The following is a 20,703-nucleotide window of genomic DNA, read 5'->3' as shown; positions in this document are numbered from 1 at the left end:
CCCCCATGTCAAAGCCCTTCTCACTTCCCACCCCCTGGGCCCTCGGGCTGCTGCTGCTCCTATGGCTGGGCAGCCGCCCCCTGCAGGCTCAGCAGGACAAGATGTTCTCCCAGTACATGTTCAACATGCTGGCCCTCAACCCCGCCTACGCCGGCAGCCGGGATGTGCTGAGCATGTCGGCCCTCTACCGCAACCAGTGGGCGGGCTTGCCGGGGGCGCCCCAAACGGCCACCTTCACCGCCGACATGCCCCTCAACAGTGAGCGGGTGGGCCTGGGCATCCAGCTCTACAGCGACAAGGCGGGGGTGATGGCCGAAGCGGGCGGGTTCCTGAGTTATGCCTTCCGCATCAAGGTGGGGCCTAAAACGACGCTGGCCCTGGGCTTGCAGGGGGGGGCGTCGAGCTACCAGGCCAACCTGACCCAGGTCACCACCTCGCCCGACGGGCAGCTCGACCCGGCCTTCGCCAGCAACATCTCCAAGCTGTTGCCCAACTTCGGCACGGGTATTTACCTGAGCAATGACCGGGCGTACCTGAGTGTGTCGGCCCCTCGGCTAATCAAGAACAAGCTGAGCGAGTACAACGTAGGGGATCTGCGGTCGGTGCAGGCTCGCCAGGCGTATGTGGCGGCTGGGTTTGTGGTGGGTCTGAGTGGGGTGGTGAAGCTGAAGCCGTCGGTGCTGGTGAAGTACGCGGAGGGGGCCCCGTTGGGCTTTGATGCCAACCTGAACATCTGGTTTGCCGACCGGCTGGCGTTGGGGGCGTCGATCCGTCGGAACCAGTTTTCCTCGTGGACTAAATATAGTACGGATGCGGTGGTGGGGTTGTTGGAGATTCAGTTGACGGATCAGTTCCGGTTCGGTTATTCGTATGATCGGACGCTGAGTCAGTTGCAGAGTGTGGCGCCGAGTTCGCACGAGGTGATGATTCGATACGAGTTTGGCTTTGGCAAGAATCGGATCCTGACGCCCCGCTACTTCTGATTTTCGGCTCACTATTTGCTTATTGATAAGGTATATTCTTCTGCTCCATTTGCGAGGATATACCTTTTCTTGTTCTGCCTCTTACCCATTCCTATAGTGTATGACACGTATTTTACCCATTCTCGTACTCACCTGGCTACTGGTAGGTCCATTGCTGGCGCAGTCACCTACTAAAAAGGCCGATCATCAATTTGACCAGTTAGCTTATGCTAGGGCTATTGAGTTGTATGAGCAGGCGCTTGCCAATCCAGCCGCCCTGTCGGACGTTGAGCGTCGTGATGCACGAGCTAAGTTAGGCTACAGCTATCAGCAGACGCGCGATATGCCAAATGCTGAGCGTGTTTACCATGACTTAATTAGTAGTGGGAATCTCTCCGTCGATTATACCAAATGCTACTTATTTTATGCCCAAACCCTGGCTAGTAATGGTAAATACCGTGAGGCTCAGGAGGCTTATGATAAATATGGTAGTGTACAGACGAGCGATAAGCGTAGCCCTGCATTCTCGAAACTCTATCACGATGTCAGTGCACTCACCAGTAATGCTGGTAGTTATAAGGTTGAGTTTTTAAGCATGAATACCCGCCGGGCCGAATTTAGTCCTATATTTTATAAAGGCGGGCTGGTATTTGTATCGGCGAGCAACGGTGGTAATGGAATCAAACGGATATTTAAATGGAATAATACGCCATTTCTGGACTTATATTATCTGCCGGATTTAAAAACAATACGTACCTCTAAGACCTCAAGTATTGGGGGTAGTCCATCATCAGCCAAACGAGTGCGGACACAGTTGATGCGTCCGCTTGGAAGTGATGATTATACCGCTCCAACGGCCAACGATACGCGTACGGTTGGTTTCTACGGAGGAACTAACATCAGCATGGGCTATGAAGACCAACCCATTAGCGAGTCGGACCGGTTCAGCCGAACATTAAACACAAAATACCATGAAGGGCCTGCTACATTCAGCAAAGATGGATCTCGGGCAATTTTCACACGTAATAATTTTAATGAGGGTCGGTATCGCGAAAGCGCCGATGGGGTGAACAAACTTAAACTTTACACAGCTACGCAAATAAACGGGATTTGGAGTAAAGCAGAAGAATTGCCGTTGAACAGCGACGAGTTTTCGACCGGTCATCCGGCTTTATCTAAAGATGATCAGCTACTTTATTTCTCGTCTGACCGACCGGGCGGCTTGGGTGGCACAGATATTTATGTGTCCAGGTGGATAAACGGTAAATGGGGTGCGCCCACGAATCTCGGCAAGGAAGTAAACTCAAAGGGAAACGAGCTCTTTCCGTTCGTAGATGAAAAAGGGAACATGTATTTTTCGTCGGATGGACGTGCCGGATTAGGTGATCTGGATATTTTTTACGCGCAGCTTACACCCGATGGCCAACAAGGGAGAGTCGTGCGTAATTTGGGCGAGCCAATCAATTCGGCCAAAGACGATTTCGGTATTGTAACGGATGGAGATCGTAACAGTGGTTATTTCAGCAGTAACCGTAAACGCGGTGGCGCTGATGACGATGTTTATCGATTTACCCGCGAAGGCTCTCTCTATCCGTGCCGGGAGCTGACAGTGATTGTTATCGATGCCAACTCAAAAGAACCCTTAGCCAATACATCCATAGCTATGGATAACTCCGCCAAGGATAAGCAGAAGGACCTGAAAACCGATGATGAGGGTATGGTGCGGATTTGCCTGAATGTCGACAGTGATTTTAAGCTCTTAGCTAGTCGGGAAGGCTACATTGATAATAAATCGGATTCTCGACCAAAGACCTTTCTGACGATCAACCATCACGTTTAGAGATTTTACTGGATAAGTCGGATGGGAAATCTGCTAGAACTACGCTCGACGGATATGTAACGAACCAGACAAATAAACTGCCAATTGCAGGGGTGAAAGTGGTGATAGTGAACGAGTGCGATGGAATTTCACAGGAAACTACAACTGGACCCGATGGTAGTTATACATTTGCCATTAACCCTGATTGTGATTATTTGCTCGAAGCCATAAAAAACAACATGGGCACTATGGGCAGTCACATTACAAAAGACGGCTCTGGTTCTGGCGACCTAACCATGTTTAAAAAAGGTGACGTGATTAAAATTGACAATATCTATTACGATCTCAACAAGGCCACTATTCGTTCTGATGCGGCTATTGAGTTGAACAAAGTGGTGACGCTACTAACCAAGTATCCAACCATGACAATTGAAATGCGGTCGCATACCGACAGTCGGGCAACAGACAAGTATAACAAAATCTTGTCGAGTAACCGAGCTAAATCGGCGATAGCTTACCTGAAATCAAAAGGAATTGCCTCGAAACGAATGGTCGCTACAGGCTATGGAGAAAGTGCGTTGTTAAACAAGTGTAAAGATGGCGTGAATTGCCCTGAAGAAGAACATCAGCAAAACCGCCGGACGGAAATCAAAATTCTGAAATTGAATTAGCATTATTGTTTCTATCCGTCCCCGATTGACAGTGGGATTTTTAGAGAAACAGGTACTATTCCGAACCGTTTTACTAATTTGTCAAGAGGATAAACCACTAAATTGGTTAAAAATACAGGCTGTATTTCGGCTGGCCGAAGACTTCACCTTTGGGTTGGTGATATGCTGCTGGTTTGGGAGACGTTGTATTTCACATGATGGAACCTGCGAGCTAAAAAGGGTAACTATCTTATCACTAAATTCGGTATGTTTGACGTTCTAGGTTTTTTGCCAAAACCCTTGCAACTTGGTTTATCATTTCAACGTTCATATGCGTTTTGTTTCCTACAACTCATTTATTTTCCTGCTCATTGGCAGTTTAATCGTACTAACGGGCCGACGTGCTCAGGCTCAAAAAGAAGTGCTTTATTCGCAGTACTTGCAGAATCCGTTGAGCATCAATCCAGCTTATGCAGGTAGCCGGGAGTCATTTCATTTATCGGCTTTTCTTCGGCGCAAATGGATCAGCGTTCGGTATGCACCAATAACACAGAGTGTCTCAGCTGATGGAGCTATTGCCAATGGTCGTATTGGGTTAGGATTTCAGGCCTTAAATGACCGAATGGGCCTGTTTGCTACTACGGGTGTTTATGGTAGCGTGGCCTACCGGTTCAATTTGCCTGCTTTAGCCAAGTTATCCATCGGTGTTCAGGGGGGTGTCAACGTTCTGCCAATTTATGATGTCACGACGGCGGCAAGCATAAATCGGGCAATCGGCAGCTTTGGTGTAGGCGTTTATTATCAATCAGATCGTTTTTTCGCTGGCGTTTCTGCGCCTGAACTAGGCGGGCAGGTTACAGATTTAACGGGCCGATACGTATATAAAAGTGTTCGTCCATTAATGTTTCAGGTTGGTGTGCCAGTTGAGGTTGGCGAAAACACCGTATTGATTCCATCTATACTTGTCTCGAAAATCGCTGACCGTTCACTTGGTGTTGACGTAAACCTGCGGGCTTGGTTCAACGAAGAGGTGGGATTGGGCTTGTCTTATCGGCAAAACAGCCCTGGATTCATTCAGACTAACTATTTGCAGGTATTTGCCGAATATCAGCTAACGAAAGCAATCCGCTTGGGATACATCTTCAATTCGCAGACGCCGGAAAGCCCAAATGCTATACAATATGATCAAAAAAGTGTTCATGAAATCATGCTTCGTTTTGCACCAAACGGGCTAAAGTTTACATATTAACCCGATAGCGAGTACTTCCTGAATTTACAATAAATTTTTTAGGTAACTTAGTCCCATAGAAACGTAACTCAATGCCCATTTGAAATCTTACGACGAGGTTTCCGAAGCTGATATGTTGCGCTATATGTCGGCCAACAGTCGTATGCCCAGCCCAGCCCAAGCTATTATTCAGAATTTGTACATTCCCAGCGACCTCGACCGCGAGTTTCCGCTGGCACCGTATTTTGTCCAAACATTCGGTAGCTATCCGAATTACCTTCATTTTAATGATGATTTTAAGCCTTCTGCTCAGCAACTGCTGGACAGTCGAGGCTTTGTGCTCGTTAATCATTCGACCCGCGTAAATGATGAGGGTTGGCACACCATCGAGCGAATTTATCAGCACGATGATGGGATGATTCTGAAAGCCGAATTTGTGGGCGAACGATTTTTTCGGCTCTACGGATATTACCGCGACGAGGCATCAGCTAAAGTATTGATGGATGGTTTTCAAGAGCACAAATACGTTCATGAAGAAAACCAGACGCATATTTATTTGATTCAGAGTAGTTTAGGCGGATTACATACGGAGCGTGTTGAGATTCTGCCGCCCGATATTGACCTTGACCTTCACTACAACAACGATTTTCTTCCTGTTCATGAACGGTTAGTTGGCCTACTGGCACAGCCCAAGAGTAAAGGGCTGATACTGCTGCATGGCGAACCTGGAACGGGAAAAACAACCTACATCAAACACCTGAGTTCGCTGGTCAAAAAGGACATGCTCATTCTGCCGCCCTACATGACTAATTATTTGACCTCGCCCGAAATCGTTCCGTTTTTGCTGGACAATAAAGAATCGGTTCTTATCATCGAAGATGCCGAACGAATTCTGCAATCCCGCGAGGCTGGGGGCGATACTAACAGCGTCTCGAATATTCTGAACCTTACAGATGGCCTCCTGGCCGATTGTATGCACATTCAGGTCATTGCCACATTCAATGCCAGTAAACATCTGCTAGATAAGGCATTGCTGCGAAAAGGGCGCCTGATGGTTGACTATGCCTTTGGAAAACTGACACCCACCAAAGCAAATAATCTGCTCGCTCATATTGGTATAGACTACCGCACGGATCAACCGATGACCCTCGCCGATATTTTTAATATGGATGATCAAACGGTTTCGGGTGAACGTCACGAAGTTAGAGTAGGGTTTTGACCAGCACTAACCGATCTTAATAGATTCCATCCACTCTAGAAAATGTGCTGTCGCTGGAAGACTGCTGACACTACCTTTAACTGATTAAACAAGTTAAAGCTATCATTACGATTTGTTGACGAAAGTTAATAAACCGTAATGATAGCTTTGATTATATAAAAGTAACCTTATAGAAATAAATTGTTACTTTTATCGTATGCCTACCTCTATTTCACTTCGTATTTGTATAACGTTTCTGTTAACGTTGTCATACAGTGTTTCGTTTTCCCAAGCGCCTACTGCCTTCGACTGTTCAAATGGGCTCGGTTATATCTTGACCAACCCGACAACAAATGCAGCCGGTAATGTAACCAGTTTCTACTCGTTTAATTTGTCTGATGGCACGTCTACTTTAATTAAGGCCGGGGTTTTACCTGATCCCAATCGCTTTCTCAATGGCTTCGGCTACAATGTAGTTGATAACTTCATGTATGGTTACCGCTACAATACCAATCAGATAGCACGGTTGGGCAGCAACGGGGTAGTGGAGCTACTTACTGTTTCTGGTCTAAGTACATCTGGTAGTTATGCTACCGGCGATGTAAGTCCAAGCGGAATTTTATATTTATATGGTTCGGGGAGTGTCGTGGCCGTTGATCTCAATCCTGCATCTGCTACTTATTTAGTCGCCCAAACGCGCCTTACCAGTACGGCTGCCACTGTTTTAAATGGGTTAAATGACTGGACATTTAGTCCGGTAGATGGGAAAATATATGGAGTTACTACCGCAGGCAATCTGGTTAAGTATGATCCAGTTACTAACACCGCTTCATCAATAGGGGCAGTAACAGGATTAACAGGCCAGACGGGAGCATTTGGAACAGCGTTTATGGATAGCTTTGGAAATATGTACATGGGTAATAACGCCAGTGGTAATATTTACAAAATTGCTACGCCTAATTCACCTTCTTCACCAATCGTTGCTACTTTATTTTCAACTAGTCTGGCTGGCAAAAGTCCTGGTGATGGGGCACGTTGTCCTAATCAGATAATTCTACCATCGGCCAACAATGATCAGGCGTGTGGTTTGTCGGCAACGACCCCACTTTCTTTGTCTGTAGCGGCTAATGATGGTGCGGGTAGTCTTCCCCTAAATCCAGCCTCGGTACGTCTCATTGATCCAGTAAGTGCTTCAGCAGTAACGTCGGTAACTATTGCAGGGCAGGGTACTTATACGGTAAACACGACAACGGGCGTAGTTACGTTTAGTCCGGTATCTGGATTTACAAGATCATCCATTAACTATACAATTAAAGATTCACAAGGGGGAGTGTCTGGACAGGCGACCATATCGGTAATTCTATGCGCTCTACCGGTTACACTGTCAGATTTTACTGCCAAAGGAAACGAACAGGCTATCATTCTGACTTGGAAGACTACTGTAGAGACTAATTTTAATTACTTCGAATTGGAACGCACGCTTGACCCCAGAGACCATTTTGACTATTTGTCAACAATACTACCTAAAGCTGATGCAACAGGAAGCGAATATACCTATCAGGATGCGGCTATACAGCCCAACCTCTATTATTATTATCGACTGAAAATGGTTGATCTGGATGGTAGTTATGCGTATTCGAAAGTTGTATCTGACCGGCAGAGTCTGGAAGGAAACATGAGACTATTCCCGAATCCTGCCCAGTCAACTTTAACCTTTACGAGTGCCGAATCCATCGCATCGTTTTGGTTGATTAGCTCGTCGGGGGAAACGGTAATCTCCCAGTCGAAGCTTGATACTAGTCGAATTGACTTGCCCTTATCGGGGCTTCCTGCTGGCATATATGTACTACAAACAATGACGAAAGGTGGTGTTACTGCTAGCAGAAAAGTGGTGGTAAACTAGGTTTTTGCTGGCAGACTATTATCTAATCCGATTCGTTTTCCACTTACTTTTTGACCCTGTTGCAACAGTCACTCCATTGCTTTTTGGCTTGTTAAACTCCAGCAAATAAGCAGCCAGAACGGCAGCTAACTCAGTTTCTATTGCATCGGTTGGGGGCGTTAATTTATCCGGCGAAAAGTACTTGCTTACAAAACCTGTGTCGAACTGGCCTGATCGAAAAGCATCGTGTTCCATCACAAAGCGGCAGAAAGGCAGTGTTGTTTGCACACCTGAAATCTGGTATTCGTCGATGGCACGAATCATTTTCTGAATGGCTTCTTCTCGTGAGTCGCCGTACGTAATGAGTTTGGCAATCATCGGATCATAATAAATCGGGATGGTCATGCCCTGCTCGAAACCGTCATCCACCCGAACGCCATTGCCCTGCGGCCGAATGTAGGTGTCCAGTGTGCCTACGTCGGGAAGAAAATTATTGGCCGGATCTTCGGCATACACCCGCACTTCTACCGCGTGCCCGTTAATTTGCAAATCTTCCTGCCGAATGGTTAACGGTTTACCTTCGGCAATGTAGATCATCTGCTTCACCAGGTCTATTCCCGTAATTAACTCTGTAACAGGATGTTCGACCTGAAGCCGTGTATTCATTTCCAGAAAATAGAAATCGAGCGCGTCGTTCACGATGAATTCAACCGTACCTGCACCGTAGTAACCACAGGCACGAGCCACATCAACGGCTGCGCGACCCATTGCGTCGCGAAGTCCGGGCGTCAGAATAGCCGAAGGAGCTTCTTCGACTACTTTCTGGTGTCTTCGCTGCACCGAACATTCACGCTCAAACAAATGAATAATGTTGCCGTGCTGGTCGCCCAACACTTGAATTTCAACGTGCCGGGGCGAGGTAACATATTTCTCAATAAACACCGATCCATCGCCAAACGCCGACTGGGCTTCGCTCACGGCGCGGTCCATCTGCTCATCAAAATCGGCTTCGCTCTCCACCACGCGCATCCCTTTACCGCCCCCGCCCGCGCTGGCTTTAATCAGAATCGGGTAGCCGATCTGAGCGGAAACGATTTTGGCTTCGCTCCGGTCATTAATAGCGGAGGGAGTGCCCGGCACCATTGGAATAGCATAGTTGGCAACGGCGGCTTTCGCGGCTAGTTTGCTACCCATGACCTCGATACTTTCGGGCGAAGGCCCGATGAAAATTAATCCTGCTTCGCGCACTAGACGGGCAAAATTGGCATTCTCAGACAGGAAGCCGTAGCCAGGGTGGATAGCATCGGCATTGAGCCGTTTGCAGACATCAATGATTGCATCGGCTCGTAAATATGATTCAGCTGCTGGAGCCGGGCCAACGCACACGGCCTCGTCGGCATAGCGAACATGCAGGGCATTACGATCGGCTTCGGAGTAAATGGCTACGGTCTGGATACCCATTTCTCGGGCGGTCCGCATAATCCGCAAAGCGATTTCGCCCCGGTTGGCAATGAGGATTTTGTTGATTGTTGGCATGTTATTATATGCCGGACCGGAGTCCGATGAATCACTGTTACAGCTAAGTATAAATGTGTCTAAATCAGCTTTACAGCTCAGTAGGACGCCATTTTATCTTACTAGTAGCTAAAGTAAGGCATTTGTTACAAAACAATTATCGAATTGAATTTTCCGGGCTCGAATTTGTGCTACCGAAAGTTAACCGTATTTTTGCACTTACTCTGTAAAATGGAAGGGTTTGCCCTGATAAACAATAGCAATAAGTGGATTTATTTGAGAAACTACGTAACAACCTAGGTCCCATTGGTTCGCCAGCACGGGAGTTCAATGGCCACCATTATTTCGCGTTTCCTAAACTTGAAGGCGAACTTGGCCCACACATGCGTTTTCGGGGCCAAAATGTCCTGAATTGGAGCCTGAATAATTATCTTGGTCTAGCTAACCATCCTGAGGTTCGGAAGGTAGATGCCGAAGCGTCGGCCCAGTGGGGACTGGCTTATCCAATGGGTGCCCGGATGATGTCGGGCAACACCGAACTCCATGAGCAGTTTGAAAAAGAACTGGCTGAGTTTGTTAGTAAAGAAGACTCATTCCTGCTTAATTACGGGTATCAGGGGGTTATGTCGGCCATTGAAGCCGTCGTCGATCACCGTGACGTAATCGTTTATGATGCTGAGTGCCATGCCTGTTTGATCGACGGTATCCGACTGCACAAAGCCAAAATGGGCGAATACTATAAATTCAACCACAACGATATGGCCAGCTTGGAGAAAAACCTCCAGCGGGCAACCAAAAAAGCCGCCGAAAAGGGTGGAAGTATCCTGGTTATTACCGAAGGCGTATTTGGTATGTCGGGCAAAGTGGGGAGTTTAGATAAGATCGTTGCTTTCAAAGAAAAATATGAATTCCGGTTATTAGTCGATGACGCACACGGTTTCGGCACAATGGGTGCCACGGGTGCGGGTGTTGGCGAACTGCTCGACTGTCAGGATGGAATAGACCTTTACTTCTCGACCTTTGCCAAGTCGATGGCGGCTATTGGTGCATTTATTGCCGGCGACCATGACATTATTATGTACCTCAAGTACAACATGCGGTCGCAGACTTACGCTAAAGCCTTACCGATGCCTTATGTAGTCGGTGGGATGAAGCGGCTAGATATGATTCGAAATTCGTCGGAGTTCCGCGATAAACTTTGGGAAAACGTCCATGCACTCCAGAACGGTCTGCGCGAACGGGGCTTCAACATTGGCGATACGCAATCGCCTGTAACACCAGTGTTATTGCAGAATATGCAGGGTGGTATTCCAGAAATAACAGGACTGATTCGTGATCTGCGCGAAAACTTAGGAATCTTTTGCTCGATTGTTGTCTATCCGGTTGTTCCAAAGGAAATTGTTATGCTTCGTATCATTCCAACGGCTGCCCATACACTCGAAGATGTACAAGTTACACTCGAAGCTTTTTCGACAGTAGCCGAAAATTTGAAAAAAGGCTTATATCGCCAAAATACGACCGAAATTAGCTCGGAAACGATTGAAGTATCGGCTGAAGCAGCCGCTGAGTAGGGTTTTTGCTAAAAAGTTGCATTTTTTGCCTATTTTTTTGTCTTCCCTATTGCGCTGTATGAGAGAATGACTAAATTTCAGCAGAAAACCGCGTTTTTAGCGGAATTTGGGCATTTTTCACACAATTTAACCCATACATACTGCTATGGCACGCTTCGATGAAGTAAAGAATTTGGTTATGTCGCTGGAAGGTGATTTTGAGAAATTCTACGAAAAAAATAACCAGGCTGCCGGAACTCGCGTTCGTAAAGGGATGCAGGACTTGAAGACGCTGGCACAAGAAATTCGCTCGGAAGTTCAGAATGCTAAGAACAGTGATGGTGCCGCGTAAGTAATCGGTCTCTTTGGCCACAAACAAAAATTCCCTCGTCTGGCAAATGTACCAGCGAGGGAATTTTGTTTTTAGAGAGGCATACTTACCAGTCTATCGGTATGGATTTTACAAAATCTTTTCCCGATGCATCAGCGTAGCCATGCCTTTAGTTGTCACCTTGCCCGTCTGGACATCCCGAATTTCTCCCAGAATCTGAGCGGTGTGCTTCGCTGAATCAATCGACTGCACGGTAAATGTGGCTTCGTAGTCAGTATCGACAAACATCGGTCTTAGAAACTCCAGTGTTTGGGCCAGATAGACCGAGCCGTAACCCGGAAACTCTGTACCCAACACTTTCGTAAATACACTGGCCCCCAACATGCCGTGAAGAATGGGGCGCTTGAATAGCGTTTGAGCCGCAAAATCGGCGTCGAGGTGAAGTGGGTTATTATCGCCCGTGACGCGGGCAAAGTCAGCTACATCGGCTTGCGAGAACCGAAACGGGTAGCGATGAACGGCGTTTAGGCCAAATTCCATAGTATGTAAATGAATAAATAATGGTGGATAATGAATACCAACAGTCCGGACAAAGTTCGTCACAGACGCACCATTCTCATCATTTTACATTTTACATTATTTATTCATCACACATTGCCCCGTACCTTCGTCATAAATTATGCTGAGAAAACTATTTTCGCTCCATACGGAGACAGCGAAGCGCGTATTTGGATTAGACATTATGCGGGCGGCTGCTATCTTGATTGTGGTGGATGCCCACGCCACCATTGCCCTGAAAGAATACTACAGTGGCGCATTCTGGCATCATCTTCTGCCCGACGGGGTTGAGTTATTTTTCGTACTTAGTGGTTTTCTGATTGGCGGTATCCTGATTAGATCGTATGAAAAAAATGAAAAATTTGACCGGAGCTTACTACTGAATTTCTGGACACGTCGGTGGTTTCGCACATTGCCCAACTACTATCTTGTATTAACGGGTTTGATTGTATTTGCTCTGTTGCGGGCCTGGAGAAGTGGTTTGCAACACACATTGCCTGATCAGGGAACATTGCTGAAGTATTACCTTTTCGTTCAGAATTTTGCCAGCTATGTCCCCGATTTCTTTCCCGAAACCTGGAGTTTAGCTATTGAAGAGTGGTCATATATTACGTTGCCCCTGGTGCTTTGGGTCATCCATAGTTTATTTTCGGCTCGTTGGCCCCGTCAGCGTATTGTGTTAGCGACTATTCTATTTGTGATCGTTGGTACGAATATATACCGGTTCCTGATGGCGTTTCAGATCCCAATTTCGGAAGGTGAGTTGGGCTATCGGGGCATCGTTGTGACGCGCCTGGATGCCATTTCGTATGGCGTACTGGCAGCTTATATAAAACATTATTTTCCAGCTACCTGGAAAAATGATTCGCTACGTCGCCGGCTGTTGGTTGTGGGTTTATCACTGACGTTGCTAGCCGCTTTTACCTCGTCTATCGTTATCTTAAAGTTTTACGGAGATGCGGGCCTTTTTCCGGCCTACACTTTTTATAAGCGTACACTTTATTTTCCGGTTATTGGAATAAGTATGGCTCTTCTGATGCCGTACATGGATGGCTGGCGGACAGCTACGGGCGCTTGGGCGAAGTTTGGCATTTCCCGTTTCATTACCCACATTAGCCTGATCTCCTATTCGATGTATCTGCTCAACCTAACGCCTATCATGATGACATTTGTTGAGCGCATACCAACCACATCCCTGTCTGTCGGTTGGTTTAAAGTTGGCTTGTTCTGGGGGTTGGTTCTCGTATTATCAACATTACTGTTCAAATTCTTCGAAAGGCCTGTTACTCAACTCCGCGAACAGCTGTCAGCCAAAGAACCGACTCAATTAGTGAATTAGTAAATCGGTAAGTCGGTGAATTCTTTTCAGCCTTCACCAGGTAAACTAACTCGAATGGTCGCTAACGATAACCCATCGGTTTTTAATCTTGCGCCAGAGCAACGTGAAATGACCTTCTGCATTACCGATTTCAGGGCGGGTAAGATGAAATCGCCCAATTACATAAGCAATATTTGGTGTAAGTAAATCTAGTTGCAGAATATCGAATTTGAGCGTTCCCATTGATGCACGGTCGGGATAGCGCTTTTGGTAATTTGCAAGCGTAGCCTGATACCCATAGGTAATACCCACTTTACCCACAAACGTCAGCGAATCGGAATTCCAGTAACCAACCATAAACTTATCAACGCGTCCGGCATTCCAGTCGTCGGTTTGGCGCTTTAGTATTTCTAAAATAGTTCGGCGATCATGGTTAGCGGCTATCTTTTGGGCCACTTGCTGGCTTAGGGCAGGCAAAGCGAATAAACTGAGCGATACGACAACTAAAAGTTGTTTCATGATTAACGAGTTTCGGGCAAAGCTAAGGTACACAGTCGAGGGGCCAAACAAAGTTGGCGATTCGGCTGGATTTTTGCGTTATTCATTCGTCAATACGAATGAATATTCTTACTTGTTGAGTTATGAGGTTACAGAATAAAGTCGCCATTATTACTGGGGCTGCTCGGGGTATTGGCCAGGCAGCTGCTCGGGTATTTTGTCGGGAAGGAGCCACCGTTATTATTTGGGATTTGCTGGACGAAGGAGAGAAGACGGCTCAACTGCTTCGTGATCAGGGGTATCGGTGCGAATTTAAACATGTCAGCACTACAGATGTACCTGGTATTGAAGCGGCAGCCCGCGAGGTGTATGATAGCTATGGCCGAATTGATATTCTTATCAACAATGCCGGTATTACGCGCGATAAAACCCTTCTGAAAATGTCGTTTGCCGATTGGCAACAAGTCATTGATGTAAACCTGACGGGCGTATTTAACTGCACTAAAATTGTTGCTCCGTATATGGTAGAACAGAAATACGGGCGCATTATCTGCACCTCATCGATAAATGGAGTCCACGGATCGTTCGGGCAGACAAATTATGCCGCAGCCAAAGCGGGTATCATTGGTATGGTGCGGTCGTGGTCGAAGGAATTAGGCCCTAAAGGTATTACGGCAAATGCCGTTGCGCCGGGATTTATTCAAACTGCCATGACGGATGCCATGCCAGAAGAGGTTCGTAACCAGGCAGTGGCTACCATTCCAGCGCGACGTATCGGCAAACCCGAAGATATTGCAAACGCGTATTTATTTTTGGCCTCCGATGAAGCGTCATTCGTAAATGGTCATGTGTTAGCCGTAAATGGTGGGCAGGCGTTGTAAACCAAGTTTACAGTTTGAGGTTTGGAGTGGTGGTGTCAGGTTCTCAAACCTGACACCACCACTCCAAACCTCAAACCGGCTATATTTACAAACGCATTTACAGGAAGCAGCCGTTCATGAAAAAAATCCGAGAATTCTACAACGAGTACAAGCCCTATATCTTTTCCGATGGCTGGTACTATATTTTTATCGTTGTCTTTATTTTAATCTTATTTATTTTCTTTTCCTGAGTGGCTAATCGTTCGGCCGTTCTGGCCATTATAAACCCGCTGTCTGGTACAACATCTGTTGAGCAGAAAGCCTTACTTCAGGACGCATTGATGCGCCGGGCTGATGCGCTTGACTACGCTCCCGAAGTTGTGTTAACGACCCATCCCGGTCATGCTACCGAACTAGCTGCGGAGGCTGTTGGTCGGGGTGTCAATCGTGTACTGGCTATCGGTGGCGACGGTACTATTAACGAAACTGCTCAGGCACTCCGGCGGTCGGCTACAGCCTTAGGTATTGTACCAATTGGCTCCGGTAATGGCTTGGCGCGGCATTTGGGTGTTCCGCTAAATCCTATGAAAGCCATCGAACGAGCGTTGACTGGTCGGCCTGTGGTGATTGATAGTGGTGAAATTAATGAACACCCATTCTTTTGCACAGCTGGGTTGGGGTTTGAAGCATATGTCGCTCATGCGTTTGCGCAGCAGCCCGTACGTGGTTTGCCGACCTACATACGCACTGCATTTCGATCCTTCTGGGAGTACAAAGCACAACCATTTGTACTCGATGATCAGGAGCGGAAATTATTTTCATTGACGTTTGCCAACGCGGGGCAGTTTGGTAATAATGCCTGGATGGCTCCAACCGCCAACATTGCCGATGGACGGCTGGAACAGTGTGAAATTAGTCCTTTCCCAATGCAGGCAGCGGGAATGCTGACATGGCGTCTGTTCAACAAAACGCTTGATCACTCAACCTACTGGCGGGGTCATTCCATTACGAAAGCTGTTGCGGAAGTTAAGGGCCCTTTGCTGATTCATGCCGATGGCGAACCCATAACGATACCTACGGGCCGGGCCGAGGTACGGGTGCTGCCGGGGAGTTTGCTGGTAATATTGTAGTTTACGTACTACTACACCGGACAAAAACTCAGCACAAATGATCGAAAATAGAGGTACTGCACTGAGTTTTGACCGGGTATCTGCTACTATCCATAGCAACTCTACTAAATTCATCTGCACAACATAACGCCATAAGCCCGATATTTGTCCTGCCAAAACCATTTTGACAACAGGCGAGTAATCGTCCGGCGTCTCTTCTCTCTGATGTCTCAAAAAGTAGTTCTTGCCTTTAGCGGAGGTCTTGATACCTCCTTCTGTGTTAAATATTTGTCCGAAGACCGGGGCATGGATGTGTACTCGGTGCTGGTCGATACGGGCGGCTTTTCGGATGCCGATCTCAAAGCAATAGAGGAACGTGCGTACTCCTTAGGAGTTAAATCCCACGTGACGATTTCAAAGACGGACGATTACTATCAGCAATGCCTGAAATTTCTGGTGTTCGGTAATGTGTTGAAAAACAACACGTATCCGCTTAGTGTGAGTGCCGAACGGATTTTTCAGGCTATTGCCGCAGCTGAATATGCCCGCGAGATTGGTGCATCGGCCATTGCACACGGTAGCACCGGAGCTGGTAACGATCAGGTACGTTTCGATATGGCGTTCCGGATTATTGCTCCCGATGCCGAAGTTATCACGCCCATCCGTGACCTGCGGCTATCACGCGAGGCCGAAATCGAATATCTGAAATCAAAAGGCGTAGAACAGGAATGGCACAAATCGGCCTATTCGATCAATAAAGGGCTGTGGGGAACGTCGGTTGGTGGTAAAGAAACGCTGACATCTGACCAATTTTTACCCGAATCAGCCTGGCCAACTCAAGTAACGAAAACAGAACCCGAAACCATTACGCTCACGTTTCAACACGGCGAAATTAAGGGGGTTGCCGGGGAGACATTTGCGAATTCGGTAGATGCTATCCGGAAAATCACCGAGCTAGCCGGTCCATTCGGTATAGGTCGCGATATTCACGTTGGCGACACAATTATCGGTATTAAGGGTCGGGTTGGGTTTGAAGCGCCCGCTCCGCTAATTCTGATTAAAGCACACCACACGCTGGAAAAACATGTGCTGGGTAAATGGCAGCTGTATTGGAAAGAGCAATTAGCCAACTGGTATGGCACCATGCTTCATGAAGGGCAATTCATGGATCCCGTGATGCGAAACATCGAAACGTTTTTGGCGGATACGCAAGCCCATGTTTCGGGTAAAGTACATGTGCTGCTGGCTCCTTATCGATTCCAGGTATTGGGTATTGAATCGGAGCATGATCTAATGTCGGCGGTGTTTGGTTCGTATGGCGAAATGAATAACGCTTGGACTGGTGACGATGTGCGAGGCTTCTCGAAGATAGCCTCTAATCAGGTAATGATCTACGAGAAAATTAATAATCAGTGATCGGTAAGCCGAGAAAATACTGCGCACCCCGGCGTATTGCGTATCCATTACAACTGCTTGATGTAGTTGTTGATCGGTACGCACAGGGACAGTATGCGCAAAAGAATTATGGAGTACTTGATAAGGATAAGCCGTCAATATTGATGATGACGTCGGGTCATTTGGGCGATGCGTTGATTTTATCCTACACGTTTCCCCTAATCCGACATCAGTATCCTGATTCTCAAATTGACATACTGGCCGGTAGCTGGTGCGACCCAATTTGGAAGGACAATCCGTATATCCGACGCGTTATTCACCTCAACCACGTTGGAACAAACCGTCGCCCGCTTTCTACCGTACAGAAATGGCAGGAGTTTTGGCGGACAACTAAATCAGCCATAAAGGCGCTCCGCGATACGGTGTACGATTATTCTGTCGATATTCGATTCTCGGATTCGCCCATGCATTTTGTGTTGCCGTATCTGAAAGTCAAACGTAAAATTGGCTACGGAACACGCGGCTTCGGTGGGTTACTTGATGACGAATTTTTTCTACCCGCTGGGGAGATTCATAACTTCGACCTGATTCTTACGCTGCTAAACCCAATGGGAATCGAGGCCGACTTGCGAACGGTTGCCCCTTACTTTTTTCATCCATCGGAATCATCGGCTCAACTGTGGGCTAAATTAGATCGGCCTGTTCCAACTGAAAAAGCCATTTTAATTTGCCCCGAATCGGGTGCACCCATTCGGATGATGTCGGTTGACTATTGGTGTCAATTGGCCACCCAACTACTACAGGAAAGTTCGTATCCATTGCTATTTAGCGGGCAGACAGCGTTTACGACCGAATTATATGAGCGTGTACTGGCGGCTAATCCAACCGCTGCCGACCGGCTTATACCGGCTGTTGGTAAGTCGACTCTCCAGGATATTGCCAGTTTGAGCGAACAAGCTCAGATGGCGTTTACGCTGGATTCGTTACCCATGCACTTATGCTGTTTGGGTTGCCCAACATTGTCGTTTCAAAAGAACGGCCTGGGTATTCAATTTTTTCCGATTGCCAGCAAACCAACAATGGTGCTGCACAATCATTTGCTCAGTCGCTCGCTGACGATTGACCGTCCGGGTTTTGAAAGCGAATACGTGCCAGCGTTCGACGAAACTGTGTTGGACCGGGCTATGCAGTGGTTTCGGACAATTAATGAATACAGTCGGACATCTGTTTAATAAGGTCTTATTCGAGTAAGTGGCGTCGGGGTAAGAACGGACATGGCCGACTGTCCGACGCCACATTCCCCGACACATTGAATCAATAAAACAACACGGTCGTTAGGTAAGCATGGAAAAAATAAACGTTGGCATTATTGGCGGAGCAGGCTACACGGGTGGCGAACTGCTGCGTATTCTGATTAATCACCCGTTTGTGAATGTGGCGTTTATACACAGTAAAAGTCAGGCCGGGAAACCCGTCTGGTCTATACATACTGATTTGCTGGGCGATACAGATCTAACATTTTCAGGCGAAGAGACCACAGAATTGCTAGCTCAGGAAGGGTTAGACGCTATTTTTCTCTGCTCAGGTCATGGAGCATCGGTAACGTTTATGGCCGAGCACGAAGTCTCCGACGATATTGCCGTTATTGATCTTAGCGCCGATTTTCGTGATGAGCACAACGACTTTGTGTATGGGCTCCCCGAACTTAATCGAGAACGTATTCAGGAAGCAATGCGCATTGCCAATCCTGGTTGTTTTGCCAGCAGTATTCAATTAGCGTTGTTACCCTTGGCAAAAGCTGGTTTACTAACCGACGACGTACAAGTGAGCGCCATTACGGGCAGTACGGGAGCGGGCCAGGCGCTTGTGCCAACAACAGGATTTACCTGGCGGAATAATAACGTTTCGATTTACAAAGCCTTTGGGCATCAGCACTTAGCCGAAATTCGTCAGAGCTTAACCCAACTCGATCCCGATTTTAAGTACGCCATTAACTTCGTACCGTACCGGGGAGATTTCACGCGTGGTATTATGGCTAACGTTTACACGCCATTTGCCGGAACGCTGGACGAAGCGAAGGAGATGTACCGGACTTATTACGAAGTTCACCCCTTCACGCACATCAGCGATGCACCCGTGGATGTGAAGCAGGTGGTGAATACAAACAAATGCCTGTTACATCTGGAAGTTCACGACGGCCAATTGTTAATAACAAGTGTCATTGATAACCTAACCAAAGGGGCATCAGGTCAAGCCGTTCAGAATTTGAACCTGGTGTTTGGTTTACCGGAAGATACTGGCTTGCGCCTAAAGTCAGTGGCGTTTTAGCCAGATTCATGCACCATGCTCGAAACCGACCGTTTGCTAATCGATGAACTTTCTGTTGGGGATGCAGGCTTTATTCTTGATCTTCTGAATACACCTTCGTGGCTGGAATTTATTGGCGACCGGGGCGTAAAAACCCTCAGTGATGCGCGTCAATACATTCTGGACGGCCCACTAAGAAGTTACGAGCAGCTGGGTTTTGGCTCTTATCTGGTAAAACTAAAAAGCAGTGGAGTATCCATAGGCCTGTGTGGTTTATTGAAGCGCGATACGCTGGATGACATTGATATCGGCTTTGCCTTTCTGCCCGATTATATCGGGAAGGGATACGGGTATGAATCGGCAACGGCAGTAATGACCTACGCGCGTGATGTTCTGGGAGCGACACGTATTGTTGGGATTACCAGTCCAACCAACCAAAATTCCATCCGTCTTCTCGAAAAGTTAGGCTTACGCTTTGAGAAGAAAATTATTCTCAGAACTGATGGGGAGGAGAGTTTTCTGTATGGCGTAACACTGGATAAATCATAGATTTTCACCCTGTTCACTCGTCATTATATATTTTATCAAGCTACACTACTACTACTAAACCGTATAGTATGAATAGACGCGAATTTGTTCAATCTGCAGGATCTTCTGCTTTGTTAACCAGCGCTTCACTTGTTCGCCCGCCACTGTCCAGCCAAGATAGTAAGCGGAAAATATTCATTTATGGAGGAAATTTTACGCCCCGCTTTAATCGGTATGTAGCCTTGCTTACCGGAAAAGAAAATCCTAAAGTATGTTTTATGCCAACGGCCTCAGGTGACTCTCTGAGTACGATTGTGAGTTGGTTTGAGGCTTGTGCCAACTTACCTCTCAGGCCCTATGTGCAGCGCTCTTTTATCTCATCTTATAATCAGAAAGAGTCTTTCGAGAATGTGCTTACGAATATGGATGCTATTATTGTTGGTGGAGGAAATACCCTGAACATGATGGCCATCTGGAAAGTCCAGGGTATCGATCAGATACTAAAAAACGCCTGGGAGAAAGGCATCGTATTGGCCGGTGGTAGTGCGGGCTCGCTGTGCTGGTTTGAACATGGTACAACTGATTCACGTCCGACAGAATTGACAAAAGTAGAAGGGCTTGGCTTTTTAAAAGGTAGTCATTGTCCCCATTATCACGCCGAGCCTCAACGAAAGCCGCTGTACTGGGCTAAAGTTAAGAGCAAAGAATATAAGCCGGGTTATGCCTGTGACGACCGGGCCGGTATCTATTTTGAAGATAACGAAGTGAAAGAGGTAGTAGCTCTGGATGAAACGAGCAACGCCTATTATGTATCTGAAGAGGCCGGTGAGATAAAAGAGAGGCAGTTGCCGAAAGAGATACTCAAAGCCTAGTGTAACCTTGAGGAGCCCACCGCCTATATAGTTGGGCTCCTTAAGGTTACATGAGGTCTATACAAACCTTATGTAAAAGGGTTTGTATACCATGACCGTAATGCTTTTGAGTTACACTAGTCG

Annotated in this window: 19 protein-coding genes; 16 read left to right on the top strand and 3 right to left on the bottom strand. The window is 47.1% G+C overall.

The genetic code is table 11. The features are described from left to right. Positions 1-5 precede the first annotated feature (5 nt). The 6 genes from ACFS25_RS24225 (at position 6) to ACFS25_RS24200 (ending at position 7,760) form a co-directional block, all read left to right on the top strand. The gene (locus ACFS25_RS24225; protein WP_381506159.1) at positions 6-983 is read left to right on the top strand and encodes a PorP/SprF family type IX secretion system membrane protein; all 978 of its coding nucleotides are present in this window, start codon (positions 6-8) and stop codon (positions 981-983) included. A gap of 100 nt (positions 984-1,083) precedes the next feature. Next, positions 1,084-2,802: a flagellar motor protein MotB gene (locus ACFS25_RS24220; RefSeq protein WP_381506156.1), complete on the top strand. Its 1,719-nt coding sequence runs from the start codon at positions 1,084-1,086 to the stop codon at positions 2,800-2,802. A gap of 92 nt (positions 2,803-2,894) precedes the next feature. Then, positions 2,895-3,452: an OmpA family protein gene (locus ACFS25_RS24215; RefSeq protein ID WP_381506154.1), complete on the top strand. Its 558-nt coding sequence runs from the start codon at positions 2,895-2,897 to the stop codon at positions 3,450-3,452. A 310-nt stretch (positions 3,453-3,762) separates the two neighbouring features. After that, positions 3,763-4,680 carry a PorP/SprF family type IX secretion system membrane protein gene (locus ACFS25_RS24210; RefSeq protein WP_381506151.1) on the top strand — a complete coding sequence of 306 codons (918 nt, stop codon included), beginning with the start codon at positions 3,763-3,765 and terminating at the stop codon, positions 4,678-4,680. A 112-nt stretch (positions 4,681-4,792) separates the two neighbouring features. Next, on the top strand, positions 4,793-5,878 hold the full coding sequence (locus ACFS25_RS24205; protein WP_381507073.1) for an AAA family ATPase: 1,086 nt from the start codon (positions 4,793-4,795) through the stop codon (positions 5,876-5,878). A 196-nt stretch (positions 5,879-6,074) separates the two neighbouring features. After that, complete coding sequence (locus ACFS25_RS24200) at positions 6,075-7,760, top strand: DUF6923 family protein (RefSeq protein ID WP_381506149.1); 1,686 nt, start codon at positions 6,075-6,077, stop codon at positions 7,758-7,760. 18 nt (positions 7,761-7,778) lie between these two features. Here the strand turns inward: ACFS25_RS24200 and accC are convergent, their stop codons facing one another. Continuing rightward, the gene (gene accC, locus ACFS25_RS24195) at positions 7,779-9,275 is read right to left on the bottom strand and encodes an acetyl-CoA carboxylase biotin carboxylase subunit (protein ID WP_381506147.1); all 1,497 of its coding nucleotides are present in this window, start codon (positions 9,273-9,275) and stop codon (positions 7,779-7,781) included. Positions 9,276-9,520: 245 nt separating this feature from the next. Between accC and ACFS25_RS24190 the strand changes: the two genes are divergently transcribed. Together ACFS25_RS24190 and ACFS25_RS24185 are read left to right on the top strand one after the other, a co-directional pair. Then, positions 9,521-10,825, top strand: a complete 1,305-nt coding sequence (locus ACFS25_RS24190) for an aminotransferase class I/II-fold pyridoxal phosphate-dependent enzyme (RefSeq protein ID WP_381506146.1) — start codon at positions 9,521-9,523, stop codon at positions 10,823-10,825. A gap of 145 nt (positions 10,826-10,970) precedes the next feature. Further along, complete coding sequence (locus tag ACFS25_RS24185) at positions 10,971-11,156, top strand: histone H1 (protein ID WP_381506144.1); 186 nt, start codon at positions 10,971-10,973, stop codon at positions 11,154-11,156. 108 nt (positions 11,157-11,264) lie between these two features. Here ACFS25_RS24185 and ACFS25_RS24180 read toward each other — a convergent pair whose 3' ends face one another. Next, positions 11,265-11,675, bottom strand: coding sequence for a MaoC family dehydratase (locus ACFS25_RS24180; protein ID WP_381506143.1), 411 nt, complete (start codon positions 11,673-11,675; stop codon positions 11,265-11,267). Between the two features lie 139 nt (positions 11,676-11,814). Here ACFS25_RS24180 and ACFS25_RS24175 point away from each other — a divergent pair, with 139 nt between their 5' ends. Further along, a complete protein-coding gene (locus ACFS25_RS24175) occupies positions 11,815-13,032 on the top strand; it encodes an acyltransferase family protein (RefSeq protein ID WP_381506141.1) in 1,218 nt (405 codons plus the stop codon). A gap of 45 nt (positions 13,033-13,077) precedes the next feature. Here the strand turns inward: ACFS25_RS24175 and ACFS25_RS24170 are convergent, their stop codons facing one another. Further along, positions 13,078-13,530: a YybH family protein gene (locus ACFS25_RS24170; protein WP_381506139.1), complete on the bottom strand. Its 453-nt coding sequence runs from the start codon at positions 13,528-13,530 to the stop codon at positions 13,078-13,080. 122 nt (positions 13,531-13,652) lie between these two features. Between ACFS25_RS24170 and fabG the strand changes: the two genes are divergently transcribed. The 7 genes from fabG to ACFS25_RS24135 all read left to right on the top strand — a co-directional run bounded on the left by fabG (position 13,653) and on the right by ACFS25_RS24135 (position 20,580). Beyond that, the gene (fabG, locus tag ACFS25_RS24165) at positions 13,653-14,390 is read left to right on the top strand and encodes a 3-oxoacyl-ACP reductase FabG (protein WP_381506138.1); all 738 of its coding nucleotides are present in this window, start codon (positions 13,653-13,655) and stop codon (positions 14,388-14,390) included. 230 nt (positions 14,391-14,620) lie between these two features. Next, positions 14,621-15,499 carry a diacylglycerol/lipid kinase family protein gene (locus ACFS25_RS24160; protein WP_381506135.1) on the top strand — a complete coding sequence of 293 codons (879 nt, stop codon included), beginning with the start codon at positions 14,621-14,623 and terminating at the stop codon, positions 15,497-15,499. Between the two features lie 204 nt (positions 15,500-15,703). After that, positions 15,704-16,894 carry an argininosuccinate synthase gene (locus ACFS25_RS24155; protein ID WP_381506133.1) on the top strand — a complete coding sequence of 397 codons (1,191 nt, stop codon included), beginning with the start codon at positions 15,704-15,706 and terminating at the stop codon, positions 16,892-16,894. Next, a complete protein-coding gene (locus ACFS25_RS24150) occupies positions 16,891-18,105 on the top strand; it encodes a glycosyltransferase family 9 protein (RefSeq protein ID WP_381506130.1) in 1,215 nt (404 codons plus the stop codon). The genes ACFS25_RS24155 and ACFS25_RS24150 overlap by 4 nt, the downstream gene beginning before the upstream one ends. A 112-nt stretch (positions 18,106-18,217) precedes the next feature. Beyond that, on the top strand, positions 18,218-19,201 hold the full coding sequence (argC, locus tag ACFS25_RS24145) for an N-acetyl-gamma-glutamyl-phosphate reductase (RefSeq protein ID WP_381506128.1): 984 nt from the start codon (positions 18,218-18,220) through the stop codon (positions 19,199-19,201). A gap of 15 nt (positions 19,202-19,216) precedes the next feature. Then, a complete protein-coding gene (locus ACFS25_RS24140) occupies positions 19,217-19,729 on the top strand; it encodes a GNAT family N-acetyltransferase (RefSeq protein WP_381506126.1) in 513 nt (170 codons plus the stop codon). Positions 19,730-19,797: 68 nt separating this feature from the next. Beyond that, positions 19,798-20,580: a Type 1 glutamine amidotransferase-like domain-containing protein gene (locus ACFS25_RS24135; RefSeq protein ID WP_381506124.1), complete on the top strand. Its 783-nt coding sequence runs from the start codon at positions 19,798-19,800 to the stop codon at positions 20,578-20,580. The last annotated feature ends 123 nt before the right edge of the window (positions 20,581-20,703 follow it).

Origin of the sequence: Spirosoma flavum, from assembly GCF_042686045.1 — a bacterium.
GTDB lineage: Bacteria > Bacteroidota > Bacteroidia > Cytophagales > Spirosomataceae > Spirosoma > Spirosoma flavum.
Note: the sequence above shows the minus strand (reverse complement) of the source record. Positions and strands in the feature narration are given on the sequence as shown.

Bases quoted from the DNA above. Each gene is read 5' to 3' on its own strand.
- ACFS25_RS24185 (WP_381506144.1), top strand. From the start codon at position 10,971: ATGGCACGCTTCGATGAAGTAAAGAATTTGGTTATGTCGCTGGAAGGT.
- fabG (WP_381506138.1), top strand. From the start codon at position 13,653: ATGAGGTTACAGAATAAAGTCGCCATTATTACTGGGGCTGCTCGGGGT.
- ACFS25_RS24155 (WP_381506133.1), top strand. From the start codon at position 15,704: ATGTCTCAAAAAGTAGTTCTTGCCTTTAGCGGAGGTCTTGATACCTCC.
- ACFS25_RS24170 (WP_381506139.1), bottom strand. From the start codon at position 13,530: ATGAAACAACTTTTAGTTGTCGTATCGCTCAGTTTATTCGCTTTGCCT.
- ACFS25_RS24200 (WP_381506149.1), top strand. From the start codon at position 6,075: ATGCCTACCTCTATTTCACTTCGTATTTGTATAACGTTTCTGTTAACG.
- ACFS25_RS24210 (WP_381506151.1), top strand. From the start codon at position 3,763: ATGCGTTTTGTTTCCTACAACTCATTTATTTTCCTGCTCATTGGCAGT.
- accC (WP_381506147.1), bottom strand. From the start codon at position 9,275: ATGCCAACAATCAACAAAATCCTCATTGCCAACCGGGGCGAAATCGCT.
- ACFS25_RS24175 (WP_381506141.1), top strand. From the start codon at position 11,815: ATGCTGAGAAAACTATTTTCGCTCCATACGGAGACAGCGAAGCGCGTA.
- ACFS25_RS24220 (WP_381506156.1), top strand. From the start codon at position 1,084: ATGACACGTATTTTACCCATTCTCGTACTCACCTGGCTACTGGTAGGT.
- ACFS25_RS24225 (WP_381506159.1), top strand. From the start codon at position 6: ATGTCAAAGCCCTTCTCACTTCCCACCCCCTGGGCCCTCGGGCTGCTG.
- ACFS25_RS24135 (WP_381506124.1), top strand. From the start codon at position 19,798: ATGAATAGACGCGAATTTGTTCAATCTGCAGGATCTTCTGCTTTGTTA.
- ACFS25_RS24140 (WP_381506126.1), top strand. From the start codon at position 19,217: ATGCTCGAAACCGACCGTTTGCTAATCGATGAACTTTCTGTTGGGGAT.
- ACFS25_RS24205 (WP_381507073.1), top strand. From the start codon at position 4,793: ATGTTGCGCTATATGTCGGCCAACAGTCGTATGCCCAGCCCAGCCCAA.
- argC (WP_381506128.1), top strand. From the start codon at position 18,218: ATGGAAAAAATAAACGTTGGCATTATTGGCGGAGCAGGCTACACGGGT.
- ACFS25_RS24180 (WP_381506143.1), bottom strand. From the start codon at position 11,675: ATGGAATTTGGCCTAAACGCCGTTCATCGCTACCCGTTTCGGTTCTCG.